Consider the following 22500-nt stretch of genomic DNA (forward strand, 5'->3'; position numbering starts at 1 on the left):
TTTTCTCTAAATTAATTTATCTTCTTTCATTATTTCCTGAATAGAGTTCACAAAATTTCATTTTTATTTTATTTAGTGCTGGAGCTGGTTTCAGCATGATGCCACTATAGCCCCGAAAATTACACCAAGGATTGCTACTGTTTAACAGGCAAAACCTAAATTCATTCTCCGCGTGTCGGGAAATGAATTTAGGTTTTTTTTTGCTTTTTTTTATTAAAACAAGGGACGTTTATCATGTACTCACGCACAAAAATAACCGGTGGCATGATGCTGCTGTTTGCCTTGGGAGGTATGCCCGATGCGTTGGCGAGCTATGCTCACTATGACAGTGGCCTGCTGACGAACAGCCATCTCGATGCCACCTTAAAAAATGTCTGGATGTTGAATACAACCGATGCAATGGCGGACCAGGGGATTGGCGATCAGAACGCCTGGGCTCAGGCGGTGCATCTGGACTGGCAAAGCGGCTGGCTGTGGGATCACGTAGGGGTCGATGCCTCGTGGTATGGCGTAGCGAAGCTGTACGCCAACGATGCCTTCTATGGCAGAGACTTGTTGCGGGACAAAAACGGCAAAGCGCAAGGCTTCAATAAGCTTGGGCAACTGTACGCCAAAGCGCGATGGGGCGACGCTGAGCGGCATCTCTCTCTTTGGGCTGGCTGGCGTCAACTCTATAAATTCGGCGCGTTAAACGTCACCCGCAGCCGTGCCGCCCCCAGTACCTGGGAAGGCGTTAGCGCCGAGTTTGCGTGGGACGATTTTAGCGCAAAGGCCGCCGTTGTGAACCGCTTTTCTGAGCGCGATGAGCCAGAAAAACGCCGCTTTCGTACCCTCAAAACTAACAAGCAAATTGACTACATTGCGACCAGTGAACTGAGCTGGTCTCCGGAAAAAGGTAGCAAAATCAGCTACATTGCCGCCGAGAGCGACAGCTATCTTCTCCGCCACGGGCTTGAAGCGAATGCCGTGGTGCCGCTTAGTAAAGATTTCAATCTCCTGGCACGAAGCACTTACTACTATGCTCGGGGCCTCAGCGATTGGGAGGGGGCTCGAGGGTTCAGCCGCAGCGCACAACATCTTTTTGCCCTTGTCGGCTATCAATACGGACGAGCGGAATCTGGCCTCGGTTGGTCATACACCCGAGCGCCGCTGGATAACGGCTTAGGTCATTTTTATTGGCACTTTGGTAAAAACACCCGGGGTGCCTTTAATAGCAAAGCCGATGGCGAGGGCAATGACTACATTAATGACGGTGAACAAATGCTGTATTTATACAGCCAGTATCAGATCTTGCCTGAATTATTAGTGGGCATCTACGGCAATTACGGTTTTGGCATGCAATACAAAGGTGTTGATTTAAAAGAGTGGGAGTATGGGGGTTATTTTCTCTGGCATAGCCCGCAGGTTAAAGGTCTGAACGTATTCGCCGGATTTGGGCCGAGCTATAGCTGGAAATTAACGCCTGGTAGAATGCCATCCCTGGACGAAAACAATCATAGTTTCCGCCGTGCGAAAGGCGTAGGGGGAAGCGTACGCGTTGAATATCGGTTTAATTTATTTTGATTACGTCATAAATAAGGAGTGAATATGAAAAAGAACATCATCGCCGGGCTGGTGCTCACGTTAGTTGCAGGTTCCGCTTTTGCCGCTGAGCGCCCCCTGCGTATTCTGGTCGTCAATGATGATGGCTGTGAGTCGGTTGGGACAACCTCACTGCAGGAGAAGCTGGCGGCCAAAGGATATGACGTCTGGATGGTGGCACCGTCCACCAATCAAAGTGGTATTGGTTCGGCCATTACCTTTAAGCCGAATAAAATATTCGACGTTAAAAAGGTGGCCGACAAGCGCTACTGCTTCCCTGGCACCCCCGCCGACGCCCTTGACTTCGGCGTGCTGGGCGTGATGAAAGATACGCCACCGGACCTGGTTATCTCCGGCGTGAACGACGGTCCCAATACCGGCGTTGCGCAGCTGAACTCTGGCACCATCGGTGCCGCAGCTCGTGCGGTTCGGTATGGTTATCCGTCGATTGCCGCCAGTATTGGCTATATTCTCAACGAGCAGGAGATGAAGGCCGGGTGGCCAAGTACGCATAAATTCTGGCCGGACTCAGTCGACTACGTGGTTGGCCTTGTGGATACGCTCGCGAAAACCTGGCAACCGGGTCAGCCGCTGCTACCCGCCGGTTCGGGGTTAAGCATTAACTATCCGCCGTTAGAAAAGCAGGCCATTAAGGGCATGAAATTTGTTGAAAATGAGCAAAATCCGGTGCCTCAGCACTACTACAAACTGTTGCCTGACGGTAAAGCACAGCAAATCATGAGTGAGAAAGTGTTGACGCCGGTGGACGCTGATACCGATACCGGCTGGCTAAACCGTGGATATATTACCTGGACCGTCTTTGACGGAGAGTGGAATGCGCCGCAGTTTGACGAACAGTATCGCAAACTGTTTGCAGCAGAAACCGCGGCTAACTAGTCAGGCAGTGTCGCGATCGCTATCACGGTTTTCGCCCTACGAGCTTGAGCGATATATCCTCCGTGATAGAGTGCATATGTTGGATTGTTACTGCGCTTAGCAGGCAAAACCTGATCATCTGGCTCTGCCAGAGGTCAGGTTTTTTTGTTTCTGGGGTAACCATGGAAATCGCCAAGATACTGAACAATAACGTAGTGGTTATTCTCGACGAGCACCAGCGCGAACAGGTGGTGATGGGGAAGGGGCTGGGCTTCCAAAAAAAACCAGGAGATAACCTCGATCGCAGCCAAATAGAAAAAGTATTTGCCCTGCAAAGCGATGAGCTGGTGGCGAGATTAAGCGAGCTGCTAAACCAGATCCCACTGGAGGTGATGACCGCCTGCGATCGTATTATTCAACTGGCACGCGAACGCCTCGGTAAGCTACAGGAAAGTCTCTATATTTCGCTGACGGATCACTGCCACTTCGCGATTGAGCGGCAGAAAAAAGGCATGGCGATACGCAACGTGCTGTTGTGGGAAATCAAGCGGTTATATCCCAAAGAGTTTGCTCTCGGGCTGGAAGCCATTGGCATTATTCACCGGCGTCTCGGCGTACTGCTTGCTGAAGATGAAGCGGGGTTTATCGCGCTGCATCTGGTGACCGCCCAGCTTGAAGGCGAAATGCCGGAGGTGATGGATATCACCCGCGTAATGCAGGAGATCCTGCATATCGTGAAGTACCAGCTGCAAATTGAATACCAGACCGAGAGTCTGAGCTACCAGCGCTTTGTCACGCATTTGAAGTTTTTTGCTCAAAGAATGCTGAACCGCACCACCGTGGCGGATGATGATGAAGCTCTGCATGCGGCGGTGAAAGATAACTACCCGTTGGCGTGGCGCTGTGCAGAGAAACTTCAGCGGCATCTGGCCAAAAGCTACCAGCGCGAGCTGACCAACGAAGAAATTATGTTCCTCGCTATCCATATTGAGCGAGTGCGCAAAGAGAGCCGCAAGGCTTAAATAACAAAACGGATTGTGACTGCTTCGGCAGGCAAAACCTGAGCGTTAGCTTCCCTGCGGGGCGGCTGGCTCAGGTTTTTTTTTAACTTTACTCAGCAGACATCGCCCGCGGGCGGGACGTAAAAGGAACAGGGTTATGGACTATCAAGGGCTGGCGCAGGCTATCCTGAAACATGTCGGTGGCAAGGAAAACATCGTCAGTCTGGTGCACTGTGCGACCAGGCTGCGTTTCAAACTGAATGACTCCTCGCTCGCAGAGCCTCAGGCGCTGAAGAGCAACCCGGGTGTTATCACGGTGGTGGAGAGCGGGGGGCAATTCCAGGTTGTGATTGGCAACCACGTTCACGATGTTTATACGGCGGTCTGCGTTGCGGCAGGCATCAGTGAAGAGGCCGTAACAAAAGAAATCCAGGGCGAAAAAAGCAACTTATTGAACCGGCTTATCGATATCGTTTCGGCAATTTTTACCCCTTTCCTTGGCGTGATGGCCGCCTCGGGTATCCTGAAAGGGATGCTGGCACTCAGCGTCGTTTGCGGCTGGCTAAATGCCGAGTCTGCGACCTATAAAATCTGGTTCGCTGCCAGCGATTCGCTGTTTTACTTCTTCCCGTTGGTACTCGGTTACACGGCCGGGAAAAAATTTGGTGGCAGTCCCTTTTTGACCATGGCCATCGGGGGCGCACTTACGCATCCGCTTATTATGCAGGCTTTCGAATCTGCCTCTCAGTCTGAACGTTTTCTTGGTCTGCCCGTCACCTTTATCAACTACAGCTCCTCGGTGATCCCAATTATCTTTGCCGCCTGGGTGAGTTGCTGGCTGGAAAAACGTTGCAATAAGGTATTCCCGGCAGCCATGAAGAACTTTTTCACGCCTCTGGTTTGCCTGGGCGCCGTAGTGCCGCTGACTTTTCTGATTATTGGGCCGGCAGCAACCTGGCTGAGCCAAATGCTGGCCCACGGCTATCAGGCCATTTATGCCTTTGCGCCGTGGCTGGCGGGCACCGTCATGGGGGCTATCTGGCAGGTCTGCGTTATCTTTGGCCTGCACTGGGGCCTGGTTCCTATCATGATCAACAACCTAAGCGTACTGGGGCAGGACACGCTGATGCCGCTCCTGCTGCCGGCGGTAATGGGGCAGGTAGGTGCCGCGCTGGGGGTCTTTCTCTCTACGCGTGATGCAAAGCTCAAAGTTCTGTCGGGCTCAGCGGTGACTGCGGGGATCTTCGGTATCACCGAACCTGCGGTGTATGGCGTGACGCTGCCTAACCGCCGTCCCTTTATTTTTGGCTGCATCGCCGGAGGTATTGGCGGGGCCATTGTCGGCTTTAGCCAAAGCCATCTTTATTCCTTCGGGCTGGCGAGTATTTTCAGCCTGGCGCAGATGCTTCCACCGGGCGGCATGGACAGCACCGTGTGGGGGGCCATCATCGGTACTCTGTTATCACTGCTGCTGGCCTGTGCGCTGACCTGGGCTTTTGGTCTGCCGCGCAGCGCGCCAGCTTCATCATCACCCACGGCCATTGCCGGAGATGAAGACATTCTGTCACCGATGAGCGGCACGGTACTGTCGATGGACCAGGTCCCTGATGCTACGTTTGCAGAGGGGCTGTTGGGTAAGGGCGCGGCCATTATTCCACTGACAAACGAAGTCCGCGCGCCGTTTTACGGCGAAGTCGCCTCGCTATTTCAGACCCGGCATGCCATTGGCTTGCTGAGCGACAGCGGCATTGAAGTCTTAATCCATATTGGCATCGACACGGTGAAGCTGGAGGGGCAGCACTTCACTGCCCACGTCCAGCCGGGAGACAAAATTAAACCCGGCGATCTGCTCATTACCTTTGACCGCGAGGCCATCCTCGCCGCCGGGTACGACCTCTCTACGCCGATAATTGTCAGCAATAGCGAGGATTACCGGGCAGTCACCCGTGTGACGCAGCAGTCCAGCATCAATTCAGGTATGCCGTTCCTGACGGTAGAACGTTAAGCAAAGGAGAGTGACATGACAGCATTTCCGAAGACATTTCTGTGGGGCGGGGCTATCGCCGCAAACCAGGTTGAAGGCGCGTGGCAGGAGGGCGGAAAGGGCATTTCTACCTCGGATGTCATGCAGCAGGGGGTATTTGGCCCATTGAAGGAGCGCGTGCCGGGAGACAGCGGCATTAAAGATATCGCCATCGATTTTTACCACCGCTACCCGCAGGACATTGCGCTGTTTGCCGAAATGGGGTTTAGCTGCCTGCGTATTTCCATCGCCTGGACGCGCATTTTTCCGCAGGGCGACGAGTCTGAGCCAAATGAAGCCGGGCTGGCGTATTACGACAAACTGTTTGATGAGCTGGCGCAGCACGGGATTCAGCCGATGGTGACCTTGTCTCACTACGAAATGCCGTGGTGGCTGGTGAAGCAATACGGCGGCTGGGGCAATCGCAAAGTCATTGACTACTTTGAGCGTTACGCCCGCTGTGTTTTCACCCGCTATCAGCATAAAGTGAAGCTGTGGCTGACCTTCAATGAAATCAACATGTCGCTTCATGCGCCGCTGACCGGCGTCGGGCTGGAAGGCGAGCCGAACAAAGGCGAAATTTATCAGGCTATCCATCATCAGCTGGTTGCCAGCAGCCTGGCGGTGAAAGCCTGCCACGAAATTATCCCGGATGCGAAAATCGGCAATATGCTGCTGGGCGGCCTGATGTACCCGCTCACCTGTAAACCGGAAGACGTGCTGGAAACGCTGCAGGAAAACCGCAGCTGGCTGTTCTTCGGCGACGTCCAGTGTCGGGGCCTTTATCCTGGCTATATGCAGCGCTATTTCCGCGATAACGGCATTCAGCTTGAAATCAGCGAGAACGACCGCGAAATTCTGAAAAACACCGTCGATTTTATCTCATTCAGCTATTACATGACCGGCTGCGTGACGGCAGATGCAGAGCTTAACGCGAAATCCCGCAGCAATATTCTCAGCATGGTGCCAAACCCGCATTTGCCAGCGTCTGAATGGGGCTGGCAAATTGACCCGACCGGCATGCGCATCCTGCTCAATATGCTGTGGGATCGCTACCAGAAACCGCTGTTTATTGTCGAAAACGGCCTGGGGGCGAAAGATAAGCCCGAAGCTGACGGCACGATCAACGACGATTACCGCATCAGCTATTTGAACGATCATCTGGTGCAGGTGGGCGAGGCGATTGAGGACGGCGTAGACGTGATGGGCTACACCAGCTGGGGGCCAATCGATCTGGTTAGTGCGTCGAAAGCCGAACTGTCGAAACGCTACGGGTTTATCTACGTTGATCGCGATGACCAGGGGCACGGCACGCTTGCGCGATCGAGAAAGAAAAGCTTCCACTGGTATAAAGAGGTGATTGCCACGAATGGCGGCAGCCTTAAGCGCTAAGCCGCGGAAATAAAGCCAGTTTGTCGTCAGACTAAAAGAGGGAAAATACGTTTTCCCTCTTCCCTTTCTGCTCTATTACGCCACATTCACCAGCCGCTGAATAAACCCGCGCAGCCACATCAGCGCGGCATCGCTGTTATGGCGCTGATGCCACAATAAAGCAACCTCAAACGGCGGAACGTCTACCGGAACCGGGCTTGCAGCCAAACCCCAGGTTTTCTGCCAACTGGCTGATAATCCTGCCGGCACGGTTGCCAGCGCGGGCATTTGCATCAGCAATCCCGGCAGCGCAGCAAAATGCGGGGTGGTGTAGCTGATATGGCGTGTCTGCCCGAGCTTTGCCAGCAGGGTGTCTATCTGGCTGCTGTTGGCTTCACGATAGCTGACCAGCACGTGCTGATGGGCGACATATTCTTCCAGCGGCAGCGGTGCACTGGCCTCGATGTGCTGTGGGTGCCAGAGCGTCACAAAATTCATGCTGGTCAACACTTCACGCTCCAGCCAGCGGGCGCTTTGGTTCGCCACGCTGATCGCCATATCCAGCTCGCCACCTTCCAGCCTTTGGGCGTCGGTAAACGGGTCGCTGGCGACAACGTTAATGCGCATTCCCGGCGCGTCCTGCTTCAGCGCGGGAATGAGTTTTGGCATCAGCCACATTTCCACCCAGTCGGTCATGCCGATGGCCACGGTCGCTTTGGCGCTGGCCGGGCAAAACTCAGCCTGCTGGAAAAGAGCGCTTTGCAGCTGCTCCAGCAGAGGCATCAGCTCGGTGTGCAGTTCGCTTGCGCGCGCGGTGGGCTGCATGCGGTGGCCGCTGCGAATAAACAGCGGGTCGTCGAACATATCCCGCAATCTTGCCAGCGCGCCGCTGACCGCAGGCTGCCCGAGGTGCAGCTTGTCGGCCGCCAGCGAGACGCTTTGCTCGCGGAACAGCACGGCAAAAGCGATCAGCAGGTTGAGATCGATTTTGCGGAAATCATTTTCTTTGATAGTCATCATTTCTCCAATCAATTGGCGTGATGATACGCCCGACGGGATACTGGCGGCAAGTTGAACACCTGCCTGGAGAATAAAATGAAAACTTTCCTCATGTTGCTAACGCTTTTAGGCGGCACAATATCCGTTTCTGTCCTTGCCACGCCGCAGGCTATAACGCAGCAGCAATCGCCTGGATATTACCGCATGATGCTGGGGGACTGGCAAATTACGGCGGTGTCGGACGGCACAGTAGTCGTACCGCTGGATAAATTGCTGACGCATATCACGCCGCAGAAGTTACGCGAGCGTATGGCGGAGGACGCAATGACGCCCGCCGCAGAAACGTCGATCAATGCCTTTGTTATCAATACGGGGCGCGAACTGATTCTGGTTGATACGGGAGCCGGGGAATTATTTGGCTCTGCGGGTGGGCACCTGCTGGAGAATTTACGGGCGGCAGGTATTGCCCCTGAAGATATTTCTCTGGTGCTGCTGACCCATATTCATGCCGATCATTCCGGCGGGGTGGAATACCGCGGCAAGCCTGCTTTCCCCAACGCGACGGTTCGCGTGGAGCAGAAAGATGTCGATTTCTGGCTCAACCCCGCACACCTCAGCGACGTAGAGCCGGGCCAGCGGCATACCTTTGCTGAATCTGAACGTTCGCTTCGCCCGGTCATTGACGCCGGTAAGCTCACCACTTTTCATGCACCCACAGAAATCCTTCCGGGCATCGAAGCCATTCCTGCCGCAGGGCACACGCCGGGTAGCGTGATTTATCGTGTTAGCCGTGGCGGCCAAAACATGCTGATGTGGGGCGATATTATTCATGCTAAAGCGGTGCAGATGCCCGATCCCGAAGTGGCGATTCATTTCGATGTTAACCAGCAGCAGGCGGTTGCCACGCGTGAGAAAGTGTTAAAACTGGCGGCTCAGGAAGGCGACTGGGTCGCGGCGGCGCACATTGCTTTCCCGGGAATTGGTCATGTGAAACAAGAAGGCAAAGCCTGGCGGTGGGTGCCGGTAAACTACAGCAGCAGATCGGATTGATAGCTAAAGGCGCCATAACCTCGTGGCGCCACGCGTTTTTAAAAGATCATTTTGAATACGCCGGTCACCACCAGCAGCCCGATGAGGAAGATAATCAGAATGGCCCATAAAATAATTTTCATTAGCGCTCCTTACCTTTTAGTTGGTTCTTTTTGAGTATAGGCAAGGATACGAAGACGGGGGAGTTGCCTCCCCGTAGACGGAATAATCGAAAAAAAGGTTACGACTGAGCTTTAGCGTTGGGGTTTACCTGCCGCGAGCAGGAAGATCATTGGCCGTTCGGCCTCTTCTGCCAGCCCGGGGTTGAGGGCAATTTGTTCGGCCTCCGGGCCCCATTCGTCGAGCTTTTCAATCACAAAGCCGCTTTCAATCAGGGCGTTAATCCAGGTGGCCAGCTTGCGGTGCTGTTTCTTCACGCCTTCGGCAAACCAGTTGCTGAGACGCTCGCCTTCCTGCTGATAACGATTCACCGGCCAGCTGCGTTGCCCGGTCCGATCCTGCAGCCAGGTCTGCATCGCGGGGGCGGTATAGATCGGGTGCTCGGCGGTAAAGACCAGCTTGCCGCCCGGCACCAGCGCCTGTTCAAGCGTGGCAAACAGCGGGCGAATGTCTTCCAGGTAGTGAAGCGCCAGCGAACTGTAGGCCAGATCGAGACTGTTTGCCGGCAGTTGCAGGGCGGAAAGATCCTCCAGGCGATATTCGATCCCGGGGCCTTCGGTCATTTCACGAGCTTTGGCGAGCATGAGCGTCGATACATCCAGCCCGACCGTTTTTGCCGCGCCGGCATCTCTTGCATAGCGGCAAAACCAGCCGTAGCCGCAGCCTAAATCCAGCACCTGCTTGCCCGCCAGTGGCGGCAGCATCGCCTGAACTTTTGCCCATTCAGGCGCGCCATCCAGACCTTTAACAGAGCGGTCCAGCGTGGCATAGCCGGCAAAAAAGGCCGGGTCGTCATAGATATTTTGCGTCATAAATCCTCTTAATCACTGAGGCCATCATTGGCCAGCAGGAATTTTAGACGCGACGCCGCCGGAAAGAAAACCGGCTCCGGCGGCAAAACCGTTAAAAACCGAAATGACTGAGCTCAGGATGATCGTTCGGGCGGCGGCCCAGCGGCCAGAAAAAGGCACGCTCGCTCTCTTTGATTGGCGTGTCGTTGATACAGGCGTGGCGGTTAATCATCAGGCCCTGTTCATCAAATTCCCAGTTTTCGTTGCCAAAACTGCGGAACCAGTTGCCGGAATCATCGTGCCATTCGTAGGCGAAGCGCACCGCAATGCGGTTCCCGTCGTGTGCCCAGATCTCTTTGATCAGCCGGTAGTCCAGCTCCCGCTGCCATTTGCGGGTTAAAAAACCGACGACGGCTTCACGGCCAGCAACAAACTCGGCGCGGTTGCGCCAGTGGGTATTCAGGGCGTAAACCTGCGAGACGCGTTCAGGATCGCGGCTGTTCCAGGCGTCCTCCGCCAGGCGAACTTTTTGTTTTGCCGTCTCGAGCGTAAACGGGGGAACCGGGGGTTTTACTGTCATGGTCTGCTCCTGTGAAATGTAGACAGGTCTGTCTACTCTTCCAGGTTACCCTGGGTAGACAGATTTGTCTACATACGTCATGATAGATTTTTAACAGGAGAAATCATGCCTACTGCTGCGACCCCCGGCGCCCGCGACCGTATTTTGCACACCGCGCACGACTTGTTTTACCACGACGGTATTCGTGCCACCGGCATAGACCGAATCATCAAAGAAGCCAGCGTCACCAAGGTCACCTTCTACCGGCATTTTCCGGCCAAAGACGACCTGATCCGTGCCTTTCTGGATTACCGCCATCAGCGCTGGATGACGTGGTTTAGCCGCACGCTGGAAGCGCAAACCGGAGAAGGGAAAGGGGTGATGGAAGCGTTAGCGGCCACCTTGCAAAACTGGTTTGACGACGAGGCATTTCGCGGCTGTGCGTTTATCAACTCGGCGGTGGAAATGGCCGAGGCGCTGCCGGACACGCTGCCGATTGCCCGCGCCCACAAGCAGGCGATGGTGGAATGTCTGGCGGGTTATTTGCCCGATAATGCCGAGGGCAGGAAGCAGGCAGCAATGCTGGCGCTGGTGATTGACGGGGCGATAGTCAAAGCCCAGCGCGATGGCCGCGGCGAAGAGGCGCTTCTGCTGCTGCGGGCGTGGCTGGCGCTGCTGCCCGCAGCAGAGGGTTAATCCTCTTTTTGCCGGTACTTGAACCACAGGCGGACGGCCACGACCAGCACCACGGCAACAATAAGCCAAATCCAGTGGCGCAGGTGCGTATCCAGGCTGTGCAGCCACGGGCCGACGACTTCACCGCCGAGATAGCCAAGCGTCGTAAACAGCGTGGCCCACAGGATAGCCCCGCAGATATTCAGCGGGATAAACAGCTTTGGCGGCAGCTTGCTGGCGCCGATGATAATCGGCCCGACGATGCGAAACCCGTACATAAAGCGGCTGCCAATCACGAACAAATAGGGATGGCGGTTGATCAGCGCCTGCGCCTTGGCCACTTTCTTTTGATGCTTCTTAAAGCGAGCCAGCAGGGCGCTGCCGAAATGCCTGCCGACCAGGAACAGCACCTGATCGCCAATCATGCCGCCCAGTGCGACAGACAGGACGACTAATGGGAAGGTTAAAAGCCCCTGATGCGCGGCCACGCCGCCTAGCAGGGTAATGGTTTCCCCCTCTGCCATACTGCCGATAATCAGCGCGGCGTAGCCATACTGTTCTATTAAGCCATTGATATCCATTAAGCTGGACTCTCCTCCATGTATACCCGTCATACTTCAAGTGGCAGGTGCGTTGGCTGCATCCGCTCACCTCAGTCACATAGTTAGCTATGCTCCTGAGGATTCCCGGCCTTGCCGTGTTACTCGGCAAGCCTGGCCCCTCCGGAGTCAGCGTAGACGCTGTTCAAAAAGACCTGAAAGTCTTTTTGTCCTGCAACTCGAATTATTTAGGGTATGAAATTTTCCCTAAAGCATACAACTCATCGCCGCCAGGCTAGTACAGAATCGGAGATATTTTTCGTCTGGTTAAATAATAACCTGAAGGTGAATTATACTTGGAGTATCGCAAGCATTTGCGCCGCAGGTCCGGAGGTTGTATGAGCCATGTCTGGGGATTGTTTTCCCATCCTAATCGGGAAATGCAGGAAATTAAGCGCGAGAACGAATCCGTCTCGCATCACTACACTCACCATGTGCTGTTGATGGCGGCCATTCCCGTCATCTGCGCGTTTATCGGCACCACGCAAATCGGCTGGAACTTCGGGGACGGCACCTACGTTCAGCTCTCTATGTTTACCGGCCTGTATCTGGGCATTCTTTTCTACGCTCTGATGCTCGGCGGCGTCGCGGTGATGGGCCGGGTTATCTGGTGGATGGCGCGTAACTATCCGCAGCGTCCGTCGCTTGCCCGCTGTATGGTTTTCGCAGGGTACGTGGCCACGCCGCTGTTCTTAAGCGGGATTGTGGCGCTTTATCCGCTGGTCTGGCTGTGCGTGGCGGTAGGCGCCCTGGCGCTGGTCTACACCGGCTATCTGCTCTACGTTGGCGTGCCGGACTTCCTCGGCATTGACAAAGAAGAGGGGATGAGTTTTTCCAGCTCAACCCTGGCCATTGGCGTGCTGGTGCTGGAAGTACTGCTGGCCGTCGCGGTGATTCTGTGGGGTTATGGCTACCGTTTGTTCTGACGGGGCGAATTAACAGAAAGTTTTGATATAACGTTACGATTCTTAACTGGCAGTCAAGCGGGGCGGCGGAGTATGATTCCGGCGCCCCGCACGTTTATGTCATCCCGATGACGCTTAGCGGTGAGCCTCTACTTTTCCGGAATCATTACAGAAGTGTCACCATGCCGACAAAAATCCGTTTATCGTTGTTCAGCCTTGCGCTGATGATGACTGTGCCTTTTGCCCCGCAGGCAGAGGCCAGTAAGGTCGCCACCCACGCGGCCAGCGCCGGTCAGGAAATTGCCTCCGGCAGCGCCATGATTGTCGATCTGCAAACTAACAAGATTCTCTATTCCAGCCATCCGGATCTGGTTCGTCCTATTGCCTCCATCACCAAGCTGATGACCGCGATGGTGGTGCTGGACGCCCATCTGCCGATGGATGAAATGCTGAAAGTGGACATCAGCCACACGCCTGAAATGAAGGGCGTTTACTCTCGCGTTCGCCTGAACAGCGAAATCAGCCGCAAAAACATGATGCTGCTGGCGCTGATGTCGTCAGAAAACCGTGCGGCGGCGAGCCTGGCGCATCACTACCCTGGCGGCTACGACGCGTTTATTCGCGCGATGAATGCGAAGGCGAAGTCCCTCGGCATGACCCACACCCGCTATGTGGAGCCTACCGGCCTGTCGATTGAAAACGTCTCAACCGCGAGCGATCTGACCAAACTGCTGGTGGCGACGCAGAAATACCCTCTGCTGGGCCAGCTCAGCACCACGCATGAAGATATGGCCACCTTCCGCAGCCCGGCTTATACGCTGCCGTTCCGCAACACCAACCATCTGGTGTACCGTGAAAACTGGAATATTCAGCTGACGAAGACTGGCTTTACCAATAACGCAGGCCACTGCCTGGTCATGCGCACGGTCATCAACGGCCGCCCAGTGGCGCTGGTGGTGCTGGACGCGTTCGGGAAATACACCCACTTCGCCGACGCCAACCGCCTGCGTTCCTTCCTGGAAACCGGCAAAGTAACCCCTGTTCCGGCGGCGGCGTTAAGCTACAAGCGCTCTAAAGCGGCGCAAATGGCCAGCAACACCGCAGCAGGTTCAGAAGAAGAGTAATCAGTCCGGCAGCGTCCCGTCTCCACCGTTGAGGGGGCGCTGCATTATCACCGTGTCCCGCCAGTCTCCCAGCTTAAAGCCAACGCTTCGCAAACATCCGACGGTTTCAAACCCGTGCTGACTGTGTAATTTGCACGATCCGGTATTATTTTCCCCGTCGCCAATCACCGCAATCATCTGCCGCCAGGGCCCTTTTTCACACAGCGCGATGAGCTGGCTCAACAGGGCTTTGCCAATGCCGCGTCCGGTCATTGCGGCGTCGATATACACCGAATCTTCTACCGTGTAGCGGTAGCAGGGGCGAGGGCGGTACACCGTAGCGTAGCAGTAGCCCACCACTTGATTGTCAATCACTGCAACCAGCCAGGGCAGGCCATGAGCGAGAACCGCCGCCAGCCGCTCGGTCATCTGTTTTCCATCAGGCGGGGTTTCTTCAAACGATCCTTTGCCGTGCAGCACGTGCCAGGCATAAATCGTTGTCATCGCGGGGATATCGTCGGGGGTGGCTTCCCTGATGAGTACGGCAGGGAAAGGCAGAGTTTCTACTGCGGACATCTTTCGCTCCTTGGGCAGAAAAAGGGTGAAGATAGCCTTCACCCTGCGTCATTAATCTATGCCCAAAAAAGCGTGAAACATAGTTTGCCCGTCATAGGAGAAACTTATCTCTGTCAGCCGTGCTCCTGCACGCTGTCGTCTTCGGCCCAGCTTTTACGCCGGGTTGTTTTGCCAATCCCCGGGTTCATGCTGTTGGTCGGGTCGTTGGCCTTGTAGAACTGCTTCAGCGTTTCCGGCGCTTTGTAGAGATGGCCTACGTTATGCTCGGCGGGGTACTGCGCCCCGCGTTCGTGCAACAGCGCCAGCATCTGCTCTTTCAGCTCGTGCACGTCCACGCCTTTTTTGACGATGTAATCCTGGTGGAAGACATGGCACATAAAGTGGCCGTAATAGAGACGGTGGATCAGCTTATCGCCGATCTCCGGCGGCAGCTCTTCGAACCAGTCTTCGTCGTTGCGGCGCAGCGCGATATCCAGCGCCAGAATATCTTCCACTTCATCCGCATGCACGGCGTGATAGCGGATGGCGGCCCCGGCGGCGGCAAAGCGGTGCAGGAAGGCTTTGCTGCCTTCTTCCGCAGTACAAACGAAGAAGTCGCCTTCGGCGGTTTTAAAATATTCGCTCAGCCATGCTTTGGCTTCATCGATCCCGTCCCCGGCCATTTTCAGCAGCAGGTGGTGAGGATATTTATCCCGCCAGGTTTTCATCCGTTCCGGCAGGTGCGCCGGGAAAACGCCGCCGAGCTTCTGCATAAAGCGGTCGGTAAAGTGCGGCTTAAACAGCGACACCTTATCGAGCATCGCATCGGTGCGTCCTTTCATGGTGAAGAAGAACGGCATTTTGTCGGTGCCGAGCTTGTCGATCATCAGGAACGTGTCTTTGCCGTATTTCTCCGCGATGTCGTAAATATCGCGGTGCATATACTCCCCGGCAACCGGCAGATTTTCGAAGTTGGCCAGAATATGGCGGCGGATTTCGCCCAGCACGCGGGGCTGGTTGGTGCCGATGTAAAACACTTGCTGGCGCTTTTCCGCCTGGAAGGTGTCGAGGCGGACGGCGAAGACCGCCAGCTTGCCCGCGCAGCCGGAAGATTCAAACAGGCGGTCCGGATCTGCGTTATAACGCGCGGGCGTGTCGGCCTCCACGTCGCGCACGCGGGTGACATAATCGTGGTCGTGAGCGTGGCGGCCATCGTGCTGCACGTCGCTGTCTTTCACGCGCTCATCGTCGAGCGCGCCAAGAATTTGTTCCGGCGTGGTGCCAAGGTTAATCCCCAGATGGTTTACCAACTGCAGCTTGCCGCTTTCATCAATGCGCGCGAAAAGAGACATCTCAGTATATGCCGGGCCGCGCTGCACCAGCGACCCGCCGGAGTTGTTGCAAATCCCGCCGATTACCGAAGCGCCAATACAGGATGATCCAATCACCGAGTGCGGCTCGCGCCCGAGCGGTTTCAGCGCTTTTTCCAGCGAGTAAAGCGTGGTGCCTGGGTAGGCTAGCACCTGCTCGCCCTTATCCAGCAGATGCAGCTTGTCGAGGCGCAGCGTGCTGATAATCACAATATCGCGATCGTAATCGCTGCCGCTGGGCGTTGAGCCTTCGGTCAGGCCGGTGTTGGCGGCTTGCATAATAATGATTTTATCCGCCGCGACGCAGGCGCTTAATACGCGCCACAGCTCCAGCAGAGAGCCGGGGAAGACCACGGCCAGCGCTTCCCCCTGGCCGGAACGGAAGCCTTTGCGGTAGCGCGCCGTTTTGGCCGGGTCGGTTAAAACATGGTGCGAGCCAACGTGGCGAGAGAGTTCGTTTATCAGCGTTTTATTATCGGAAGTCATCAAAACAGACATGGATCCACTCCTTGTGATGGCATCAAAAAGCCTGTCGTTAAGCATAGCGCCGAAAAACGTGAGCGTAACGAGGAAATCTCCACGAAATCAGCAGCCAGGTTTGGCTACGCTCTTCTTACCGTGATGGCGATGTGGCAAACTGCACGCCTTAACAAAAGCTTGTGAGAGTGAATCCGATGAAATGGCTCTGTTCTGTAGGGATTGCCGTAAGCCTGGCGCTGCAGCCTGCGCTGGCCGACGAAATGTTTGGCCCGCACCCTTTAACGCCGGAAGCGCGTGATGCCTACGTCACCGACCTGCTGAAAAAAATGACCACCGATGAAAAAATCGGTCAGCTGCGTTTGATAAGCGTCGGCCCGGATAACCCGAAAGAAGCCATCCGCGAAATGATCAAAGCCGGGCAGGTGGGAGCCATTTTCAACACCGTCACCCGCGAAGACATTCGCACCATGCAGGACCAAGTGATGCAGCTCAGCCGCCTGAAAATTCCTCTCTTCTTCGCCTACGATGTGGTGCACGGCCAGCGTACCGTTTTCCCGATAAGCCTCGGTCTGGCGTCCTCGTTCAACCTTGATGCGGTCAAAACCGTGGGCCGGATTTCCGCCTATGAAGCCGCCGACGACGGCCTGAACATGACCTGGGCGCCAATGGTGGACGTCTCGCGCGATCCGCGCTGGGGCCGCGTGTCCGAAGGCTTTGGGGAAGACACCTACCTGACCTCGATGATGGGGCGCACCATGGTGGAAGCGATGCAGGGCAAAAGCCCGGCGGATCGCTACTCGGTGATGACTAGCGTGAAACACTTCGCCGCCTATGGCGCGGTCGAGGGCGGGAAAGAGTACAACACCGTCGACATGAGCCCTCAGCGCCTGTTCAACGACTACATGCCGCCGTACAAAGCCGCGCTGGACGCGGGCAGCGGCGGCGTGATGGTGGCACTGAACTCCCTGAACGGTACGCCGGCTTCCGCCGACAGCTGGTTGCTGAAGGATTTGCTGCGCGACGAATGGAAATTCAAAGGCATCACCATCTCCGATCACGGCGCGATTAAAGAGCTTATCAAGCACGGCGTAGCCAGCGACCCGAAAGACGCGGTGCGCATTGCGCTCAATTCCGGCATCAACATGAGCATGAGCGACGAGTATTACAGCAAGTACCTGCCGGAGCTGGTGAAAAGCGGTGCGGTGCCGATGAAAGAGCTGGATGACGCCGCTCGCCACGTGCTGAACGTCAAATACGACATGGGGCTGTTCAACGATCCGTACAGTCACCTAGGGCCGAAGGATTCTGACCCGGTCGATACCAACGCGGAAAGCCGCCTGCACCGCAAAGAAGCGCGTGAAGTGGCGCGTGAGAGCATGGTGCTGCTGAAAAACCGCCTGCAGACTCTGCCGCTGAAAAAGACCTCCACCATTGCGGTGATTGGTCCCCTGGCGGACAGCAAGCGTGACGCGATGGGCAGCTGGTCTGCCGCAGGCGTGGCCGCGCAGTCTGTCACCCCGCTGGAGGGCATCAAAAATGCCGTCGGCCAGCAGGGCAAAGTGGTGTTTGCGAAAGGCGCGAACGTTACTGATGAAAAAGATATCGTCGAGTTCCTGAACCAGTACGAACCGGCGGTCACCGTTGACCCGCGCACGCCGCAGGCGATGATCGACGAAGCGGTGAAGACGGCGAAAAACGCCGATGTAGTCGTGGCCGTGGTCGGTGAAGCCCAGGGCATGGCGCACGAAGCGTCCAGCCGCACCAACCTGACGCTGCCGCAGAGCCAGCGTGACCTGATTGCCGCCCTGAAGGCTACCGGTAAACCGCTGGTGCTGGTGCTGATGAACGGTCGTCCTCTGGCGCTGGTGAAAGAAGAGCAGCAGGCGGACGCAATGCTGGAAGCCTGGTACGGCGGCACGGAAGGCGGTAACGCCGTCGCTGATATCCTGTTCGGCGACTACAACCCGTCCGGCAAACTGCCAATGTCCTTCCCACGCTCCGTGGGGCAAATTCCAACGTACTACAGCCACCTGAATACCGGCCGCCCGTACGATCCGGAAAAACCGAACAAATACACCTCCCGCTACTTCGATGAAGCCAACGGGCCGCTGTATCCGTTTGGCTACGGCCTGAGCTACACCACCTTTAAAGTCGGTGATGTGAAGCTTTCCGCCCCAAGCATGAAGCGCGACGGCAAAGTTGAAGCGTCGGTTACCGTTACCAACACCGGCGACCGCGCAGGGGAAACCGTGGTGCAGATGTACCTGCAGGACGTGACCGCTTCCATGAGCCGCCCGGTAAAAGAGCTGAAAGGCTTTAAGAAAGTGGCGCTGAAAGCGGGTGAAAGCCAGACGGTCAGCTTCCCAATCGACATCAGCGCCCTGAAGTTCTGGAACGCGAAGATGAAGTACGATGCGGAGCCGGGCAAGTTCAACGTGTTTATCGGCCTCGATTCTGCCCGCGTGCAGCAGGGTGAATTTGAGCTGAAATAAAGCAGAGCATTATTAGAATGCAGCCACCTTTAAAGGTGGCTGTTTTTTTAGGTGTAATCAATGCTTCGCTGAAGATTAGCGTATTCCCTGATTATTTTCGCTGGCAAGATTTAGCTCGTTTAATACTGGCGCAACAGAATAGAATGAGCCGCAAACGACAATCACATCGTCGGCACTGGCGTCAGCTTTAGCCGCTTCCCAGCCGGATAAAATATCCGGGAAGTTTTTTGCCTTCGGTAAATACTGAGCAATATCTTCAGCTTTAGAGCTTCTGGGGCCCGCCTGAATACCACAGCAATACCACTCTCCGTTGAGATCTTTTAACTGTTCAATAGTGCCGTTGATATCTTTATTAATAAGCATACCGATTACAAAAAGGCACTTTCCCTTTATGGGGAAGTTACGCAATCTTTCCGCTAAATATGCCGCAGCATGCGGATTATGCGCCACATCTAAAATCACCGTCGGTTGATGGCTAATGACTTGAAAACGGCCCGGCAAATTGGCTTTATCAATGACGTCACTCAGCGCGGTAAGATCAAATTTAAGCCCGCTGACGCGCAGAGCCGCTAGTGCGGTAGCCACGTTATCGCGTGGCATTTTAGGCTGGCTCAGCGGCGCAATTTCGCCGAGGTTATCGCTAAACGCCCATGCATCTCTACGGTCTGTTACTTGCCAGTTGACTCCACGCTGATGGGGAATCGCGCCAATCTGTTCCGCATAGCGGAGCAATGATGCCGGTGCCTGAACTTGCCCAATCACCGCCGGACGTCCACTACGGAAGATGCCCGCTTTGATTTCGCCGATGGCTTCGGCGCCTTTCCCCAGCCAGTCTTCATGGTCCAGTGCCACGTTGGTAATCACAGAGACATCCGGCGTGAGAATGTTGGTCGCATCGTCCCGGCCGCCCATGCCGACCTCAATGATGGCGACATCAACCTGAGCCCATTTCATCAGGCAAAATGCGCCTAGCGTATTGAACTCGAAAGGCGTGAGCGTCGTGGCCTCGCGCGCTTTTTCAATTTCAACAAAAGCAGCAATGTGGGCGGCGTCCGACAGCTCCTGGCCCTGAATGCGCACGGTCTCTTTATAATGCATCATGTGGGGGGAGCTGAAGACGCCCACTTTGTGCCCTGACAGCATCAGCACTTTTTCAAGGGTATGGCAGGTGGTGCCTTTGCCGTTGGTCCCGCCGACCAAAAAGACAAAAGGGGCGGGCCGTAAGACATTCAGTTTGGCTGCCACGTCCCTGATTCTGCCCAGGCTCATATCAATGACCTGCGAATGAAGGCTGTCGATGTAAGCCAGCCAGCGGGGTAAGTCTGCGGTGAGATCGGGTATGTTGGCGCGGTTGCTCATCAAATATTCCTTGGTTAAAACTAAACTCTGCGGGGTGGGGTTGCCGCTTTAGCTGGCCGGGTTCAGGACGAAATTGAAGTCCAGGGTGCAGAAAGATTGCGGGCAAAACGTACCGTCAGGCGCTATGCCCGGCGCGTGCTTAACCCAGTCGGCAATCAATGAGGCTCTGACGCCAAATACGCTGTCCGAAGTGAGGTATTCATCCTCTTTATTAAAGACATGCGTAATTAAACGCTGGTATCCCTCGGCATTGATCATGAAGTGCAGATGCGCCGGGCGCCACGCGGCCCTCCCCTGGGCGGCGAGCAGGCTGCCAACCGGACCGTCGCTGGGGATCTCGTAAGCCTCAGGAACCACTGTTCTAAAAAAGAAGTTTCCCTGTAAATCCGCTTTCATGACGCCGCGGCACCGAAGTCCGTGAATATCCGCTGCCTGCACATCGTATTGGCCCTCGCCGTCGGCATGCCAGATATCAATCGTTGCATTGGCAACGGTTTCCCCGCCGATCCCGGTTACTTTGCCTCTTACAAACCACGGTGTGCCCGGCGCGCCCTGTGAAAAATCTTCTCCCGGTTCAAGCCGTGGGGCTTCTGCCACATGAAAAGGCCCAAATACGGTAGATTCCGTGCATCCGGCGGGTTTGCGATTATTTTGCGCAATGACCAAAGAAGATAATCCCAGCACATCGGAAAGCAAAATAAACTCCTGGCGCTCGGGGCTGCAATATTTTCCAACCTGGGTAAGAAACTCGATGCCTTTCTCCCACTCCTGCTCCGTCAGCTGGACATCCCGGGCAAAAGAATGCAAATGCTCGATCAGGCCAGTAAAAATCGTATGCATACGGTCGTCGGTGGGAATTGAAATTTTGGAAAGCACTTCTTGGGTAATATTTTTATCATCAATGTTTAACATTTTATTATGTCTCGTTGCCACGAGGAGTAGGGTAGGGACACACAATGTGACACTGACTTTTTAAACTTTAAATATCTTCTTCTGGAAATAATGTAATCAAGTGTATTAATTTTGGTTTAATTATTTTTGTGGGGTTATTAAGAACTTAGACATCTAACTTCACGAGCTTGTCTGGTTTTTATAGTTTATTGCATCAACAAAAAATTAATAAAAATAAATATGAATAAAATGCGACAGTGAAACGTTAGCTGAGTATGTCCGCTACCGGAAATACTCCATGCTTCGTATTCTTCTCAAAATAATCCTCGGGCTGTCGATTAGCCCCTGGCTTTATGCCGCGCCGGAAAGCTACAGCGTCCTTACGCCGCAAACGGCGATAGAACTTTCATGGCGCGCGTTTGGCGGGACTTCTCAGGCGCACCTCGACGGCGTCACTGGCTCACTTTTGCTGGATGCAGGGAACGACATGCACGACAGCATCAGCGTACGCATCCCAGCCGCAACGCTGCAGGCTTCAAACAGCCTGCTGACTTATCAACTGCAGAGCGGGCTATTCTTTGATACCGCACATTACCCGACGCTCTCGTTTAGCAGCACCAGGGTTGTGGCCCAGGGGGCCGGGCGTTACCGAATTTTCGGTCTGCTGCAGGTAAAAAATGTTCAGCGTCCGGTGGTTTTGGAAGCGAGTCTGGATAACGCCCCCGCATTAACTTCAGGCCAAAATGCCCTCTCATTACGTGCCACAACGGTTATCTCCCGCGCCGCCTTTAATATGGATAAATTTGAGGCCGTGGTGGATGACAGTATTGCGATTGAGATTAAAATCCGCGCGAGGATTAGCTAGGTTTTTTAATGTAAGTATTTGTTGTATGTGTATTTAATTGCTTATTCTTTGAGGTGGTTGGTGTCCCTATTTTAACCTTTCAATTTTCCGTTCACCCGTGGATCGATTTCCCATATACGCTCAGATCACGGTGAACGTGTCAGGGGGCACTACGCTGTATGAACTGGCACATAGGTAACACTTTAAACCGGGCACATGGGTAACAGGTTATAACTGGTACGGTAAACTGAGTGAGGAGGTTTATCGTGCCCTGGCTTGAAACTGTTACCATGCAACGAATGCAATTTGTCATGGCATGCCTTGTAGACGGATTATCTGTCAGCGATGCCTGTCGCAGATTCAATATCAGCCGTAAAACGGGCTATAAGTGGTTAGCTCGTTTTTCAGGCGAAGATGTTAACTCTCTGGCTGACCGTTCCAGGGCACGCCATCATCAAAACACCATTCCTGAGTCGATGGTTCAGTTGCTGCTGAAAACTAAAAAGCAGTACATGCTGTGGGGGCCAGAAAAAATCAGGCAATATCTGCTCAATCTGGATACTCCCGGTGTCCCTGCCGCAAGCACTGTCGGCCAGATATTCAAGTCTCATGGATTGGTAAAAGCACGCCCCCCTGTTCGATTCAAACCGACACAGCCCCATGTTCTGTATGAGGTCAAAGAGCCCAATGATGTCTGGAGTGCTGATTTTAAAGGGAAATTTAAACATGCTAACGGGAAATGGTGTTACCCGCTCACGCTGACGGATAACTGCAGCCGGATCATCCTCGCCAGTGAGGCGACCTATTCCCCTAATAA

The 22500-nt window shown here is 54.8% G+C and carries 21 protein-coding genes; 12 read left to right on the forward strand and 9 right to left on the reverse strand.

Annotation, left to right across the window (positions count from 1 at the left end):
- Window positions 1–234: 234 nt before the first annotated feature.
- The 5 genes from A936_RS07580 to A936_RS07600 all read left to right on the forward strand — a co-directional run bounded on the left by A936_RS07580 (window position 235) and on the right by A936_RS07600 (window position 6873).
- Complete coding sequence (locus tag A936_RS07580) at window positions 235–1563, forward strand: OprD family outer membrane porin (RefSeq protein ID WP_008456292.1); 1329 nt, start codon at window positions 235–237, stop codon at window positions 1561–1563.
- A 24-nt stretch (window positions 1564–1587) separates the two neighbouring features.
- Window positions 1588–2478: a 5'/3'-nucleotidase SurE gene (gene surE / locus A936_RS07585; protein WP_008456293.1), complete on the forward strand. Its 891-nt coding sequence runs from the start codon at window positions 1588–1590 to the stop codon at window positions 2476–2478.
- Window positions 2479–2639: 161 nt separating this feature from the next.
- Window positions 2640–3479, forward strand: coding sequence for a BglG family transcription antiterminator LicT (licT, locus tag A936_RS07590; RefSeq protein ID WP_008456295.1), 840 nt, complete (start codon window positions 2640–2642; stop codon window positions 3477–3479).
- Window positions 3480–3615: 136 nt separating this feature from the next.
- Window positions 3616–5463, forward strand: a complete 1848-nt coding sequence (bglF, locus tag A936_RS07595; protein ID WP_008456296.1) for a PTS beta-glucoside transporter subunit IIABC — start codon at window positions 3616–3618, stop codon at window positions 5461–5463.
- A gap of 15 nt (window positions 5464–5478) precedes the next feature.
- A complete protein-coding gene (locus tag A936_RS07600) occupies window positions 5479–6873 on the forward strand; it encodes a glycoside hydrolase family 1 protein (protein WP_008456298.1) in 1395 nt (464 codons plus the stop codon).
- A gap of 75 nt (window positions 6874–6948) precedes the next feature.
- Here the strand turns inward: A936_RS07600 and A936_RS07605 are convergent, their stop codons facing one another.
- Window positions 6949–7869 carry a LysR family transcriptional regulator gene (locus tag A936_RS07605; RefSeq protein WP_008456302.1) on the reverse strand — a complete coding sequence of 307 codons (921 nt, stop codon included), beginning with the start codon at window positions 7867–7869 and terminating at the stop codon, window positions 6949–6951.
- Window positions 7870–7947: 78 nt separating this feature from the next.
- On the opposite strand from A936_RS07605, the gene A936_RS07610 reads away from it, so the two are divergent.
- A complete protein-coding gene (locus A936_RS07610; protein ID WP_008456304.1) occupies window positions 7948–8901 on the forward strand; it encodes an MBL fold metallo-hydrolase in 954 nt (317 codons plus the stop codon).
- Window positions 8902–8939: 38 nt separating this feature from the next.
- Here A936_RS07610 and yohP read toward each other — a convergent pair whose 3' ends face one another.
- The 3 genes from yohP to A936_RS07620 form a co-directional block, all read right to left on the reverse strand.
- Complete coding sequence (gene yohP, locus A936_RS23890; RefSeq protein WP_008456306.1) at window positions 8940–9023, reverse strand: small membrane protein YohP; 84 nt, start codon at window positions 9021–9023, stop codon at window positions 8940–8942.
- Between the two features lie 111 nt (window positions 9024–9134).
- A complete protein-coding gene (locus tag A936_RS07615; protein ID WP_008456308.1) occupies window positions 9135–9872 on the reverse strand; it encodes a class I SAM-dependent methyltransferase in 738 nt (245 codons plus the stop codon).
- A gap of 91 nt (window positions 9873–9963) precedes the next feature.
- Window positions 9964–10431 (reverse strand): nuclear transport factor 2 family protein, encoded by a 468-nt coding sequence (locus A936_RS07620; protein ID WP_008456310.1) that lies wholly within the window; start codon window positions 10429–10431, stop codon window positions 9964–9966.
- Between the two features lie 105 nt (window positions 10432–10536).
- On the opposite strand from A936_RS07620, the gene A936_RS07625 reads away from it, so the two are divergent.
- Entirely contained in the window at window positions 10537–11106 is a 570-nt protein-coding gene (locus A936_RS07625; RefSeq protein WP_008456312.1) for a TetR/AcrR family transcriptional regulator, read from the forward strand.
- Here A936_RS07625 and A936_RS07630 read toward each other — a convergent pair.
- Window positions 11103–11666 (reverse strand): DedA family protein, encoded by a 564-nt coding sequence (locus tag A936_RS07630; protein ID WP_008456314.1) that lies wholly within the window; start codon window positions 11664–11666, stop codon window positions 11103–11105. The genes A936_RS07625 and A936_RS07630 overlap by 4 nt on opposite strands.
- Window positions 11667–12022: 356 nt before the next feature.
- On the opposite strand from A936_RS07630, the gene A936_RS07635 reads away from it, so the two are divergent.
- Both A936_RS07635 and pbpG read left to right on the forward strand, forming a co-directional pair.
- Complete coding sequence (locus tag A936_RS07635; protein ID WP_008456316.1) at window positions 12023–12610, forward strand: Yip1 family protein; 588 nt, start codon at window positions 12023–12025, stop codon at window positions 12608–12610.
- Between the two features lie 161 nt (window positions 12611–12771).
- A complete protein-coding gene (gene pbpG, locus A936_RS07640) occupies window positions 12772–13713 on the forward strand; it encodes a D-alanyl-D-alanine endopeptidase (protein WP_008456317.1) in 942 nt (313 codons plus the stop codon).
- Here pbpG and A936_RS07645 read toward each other — a convergent pair whose 3' ends face one another.
- A complete protein-coding gene (locus A936_RS07645) occupies window positions 13714–14268 on the reverse strand; it encodes a GNAT family N-acetyltransferase (protein WP_008456320.1) in 555 nt (184 codons plus the stop codon).
- Between the two features lie 113 nt (window positions 14269–14381).
- Window positions 14382–16115, reverse strand: coding sequence for a D-lactate dehydrogenase (dld, locus tag A936_RS07650; protein WP_008456324.1), 1734 nt, complete (start codon window positions 16113–16115; stop codon window positions 14382–14384).
- A gap of 176 nt (window positions 16116–16291) precedes the next feature.
- On the opposite strand from dld, the gene bglX reads away from it, so the two are divergent.
- Window positions 16292–18589, forward strand: coding sequence for a beta-glucosidase BglX (bglX, locus tag A936_RS07655; protein ID WP_008456326.1), 2298 nt, complete (start codon window positions 16292–16294; stop codon window positions 18587–18589).
- A 75-nt stretch (window positions 18590–18664) separates the two neighbouring features.
- On the opposite strand, the gene folC is transcribed toward bglX, so the two are convergent.
- Window positions 18665–19948: a bifunctional tetrahydrofolate synthase/dihydrofolate synthase gene (gene folC, locus A936_RS07660; RefSeq protein ID WP_008456328.1), complete on the reverse strand. Its 1284-nt coding sequence runs from the start codon at window positions 19946–19948 to the stop codon at window positions 18665–18667.
- A gap of 48 nt (window positions 19949–19996) precedes the next feature.
- Window positions 19997–20860 carry a dioxygenase family protein gene (locus tag A936_RS07665; protein ID WP_008456329.1) on the reverse strand — a complete coding sequence of 288 codons (864 nt, stop codon included), beginning with the start codon at window positions 20858–20860 and terminating at the stop codon, window positions 19997–19999.
- 277 nt (window positions 20861–21137) lie between these two features.
- On the opposite strand from A936_RS07665, the gene A936_RS07670 reads away from it, so the two are divergent.
- On the forward strand, window positions 21138–21704 hold the full coding sequence (locus A936_RS07670) for a YceI family protein (protein WP_008456331.1): 567 nt from the start codon (window positions 21138–21140) through the stop codon (window positions 21702–21704).
- A gap of 245 nt (window positions 21705–21949) precedes the next feature.
- Window positions 21950–22500: helix-turn-helix domain-containing protein (locus tag A936_RS22680; RefSeq protein WP_157141388.1), on the forward strand; the 551-nt coding region annotated here is incomplete at its 3' end.

Source organism: Enterobacter sp. Ag1 (genome assembly GCA_000277545.1).
GTDB lineage: Bacteria > Pseudomonadota > Gammaproteobacteria > Enterobacterales > Enterobacteriaceae > Cedecea.

Coding starts and splice junctions, on each gene's coding strand:
- bglX (WP_008456326.1), top strand. CDS start 16,292: ATGAAATGGCTCTGTTCTGTAGGGATTGCCGTAAGCCTGGCGCTGCAG.
- licT (WP_008456295.1), top strand. CDS start 2,640: ATGGAAATCGCCAAGATACTGAACAATAACGTAGTGGTTATTCTCGAC.
- dld (WP_008456324.1), bottom strand. CDS start 16,115: ATGTCTGTTTTGATGACTTCCGATAATAAAACGCTGATAAACGAACTC.
- folC (WP_008456328.1), bottom strand. CDS start 19,948: ATGAGCAACCGCGCCAACATACCCGATCTCACCGCAGACTTACCCCGC.
- pbpG (WP_008456317.1), top strand. CDS start 12,772: ATGCCGACAAAAATCCGTTTATCGTTGTTCAGCCTTGCGCTGATGATG.
- yohP (WP_008456306.1), bottom strand. CDS start 9,023: ATGAAAATTATTTTATGGGCCATTCTGATTATCTTCCTCATCGGGCTG.
- A936_RS07615 (WP_008456308.1), bottom strand. CDS start 9,872: ATGACGCAAAATATCTATGACGACCCGGCCTTTTTTGCCGGCTATGCC.
- A936_RS07605 (WP_008456302.1), bottom strand. CDS start 7,869: ATGACTATCAAAGAAAATGATTTCCGCAAAATCGATCTCAACCTGCTG.
- A936_RS07600 (WP_008456298.1), top strand. CDS start 5,479: ATGACAGCATTTCCGAAGACATTTCTGTGGGGCGGGGCTATCGCCGCA.
- A936_RS07620 (WP_008456310.1), bottom strand. CDS start 10,431: ATGACAGTAAAACCCCCGGTTCCCCCGTTTACGCTCGAGACGGCAAAA.
- A936_RS07670 (WP_008456331.1), top strand. CDS start 21,138: ATGCTTCGTATTCTTCTCAAAATAATCCTCGGGCTGTCGATTAGCCCC.
- A936_RS07580 (WP_008456292.1), top strand. CDS start 235: ATGTACTCACGCACAAAAATAACCGGTGGCATGATGCTGCTGTTTGCC.
- A936_RS07665 (WP_008456329.1), bottom strand. CDS start 20,860: ATGTTAAACATTGATGATAAAAATATTACCCAAGAAGTGCTTTCCAAA.
- A936_RS07645 (WP_008456320.1), bottom strand. CDS start 14,268: ATGTCCGCAGTAGAAACTCTGCCTTTCCCTGCCGTACTCATCAGGGAA.
- surE (WP_008456293.1), top strand. CDS start 1,588: ATGAAAAAGAACATCATCGCCGGGCTGGTGCTCACGTTAGTTGCAGGT.
- A936_RS07625 (WP_008456312.1), top strand. CDS start 10,537: ATGCCTACTGCTGCGACCCCCGGCGCCCGCGACCGTATTTTGCACACC.
- A936_RS07635 (WP_008456316.1), top strand. CDS start 12,023: ATGAGCCATGTCTGGGGATTGTTTTCCCATCCTAATCGGGAAATGCAG.
- bglF (WP_008456296.1), top strand. CDS start 3,616: ATGGACTATCAAGGGCTGGCGCAGGCTATCCTGAAACATGTCGGTGGC.
- A936_RS07630 (WP_008456314.1), bottom strand. CDS start 11,666: ATGGATATCAATGGCTTAATAGAACAGTATGGCTACGCCGCGCTGATT.
- A936_RS07610 (WP_008456304.1), top strand. CDS start 7,948: ATGAAAACTTTCCTCATGTTGCTAACGCTTTTAGGCGGCACAATATCC.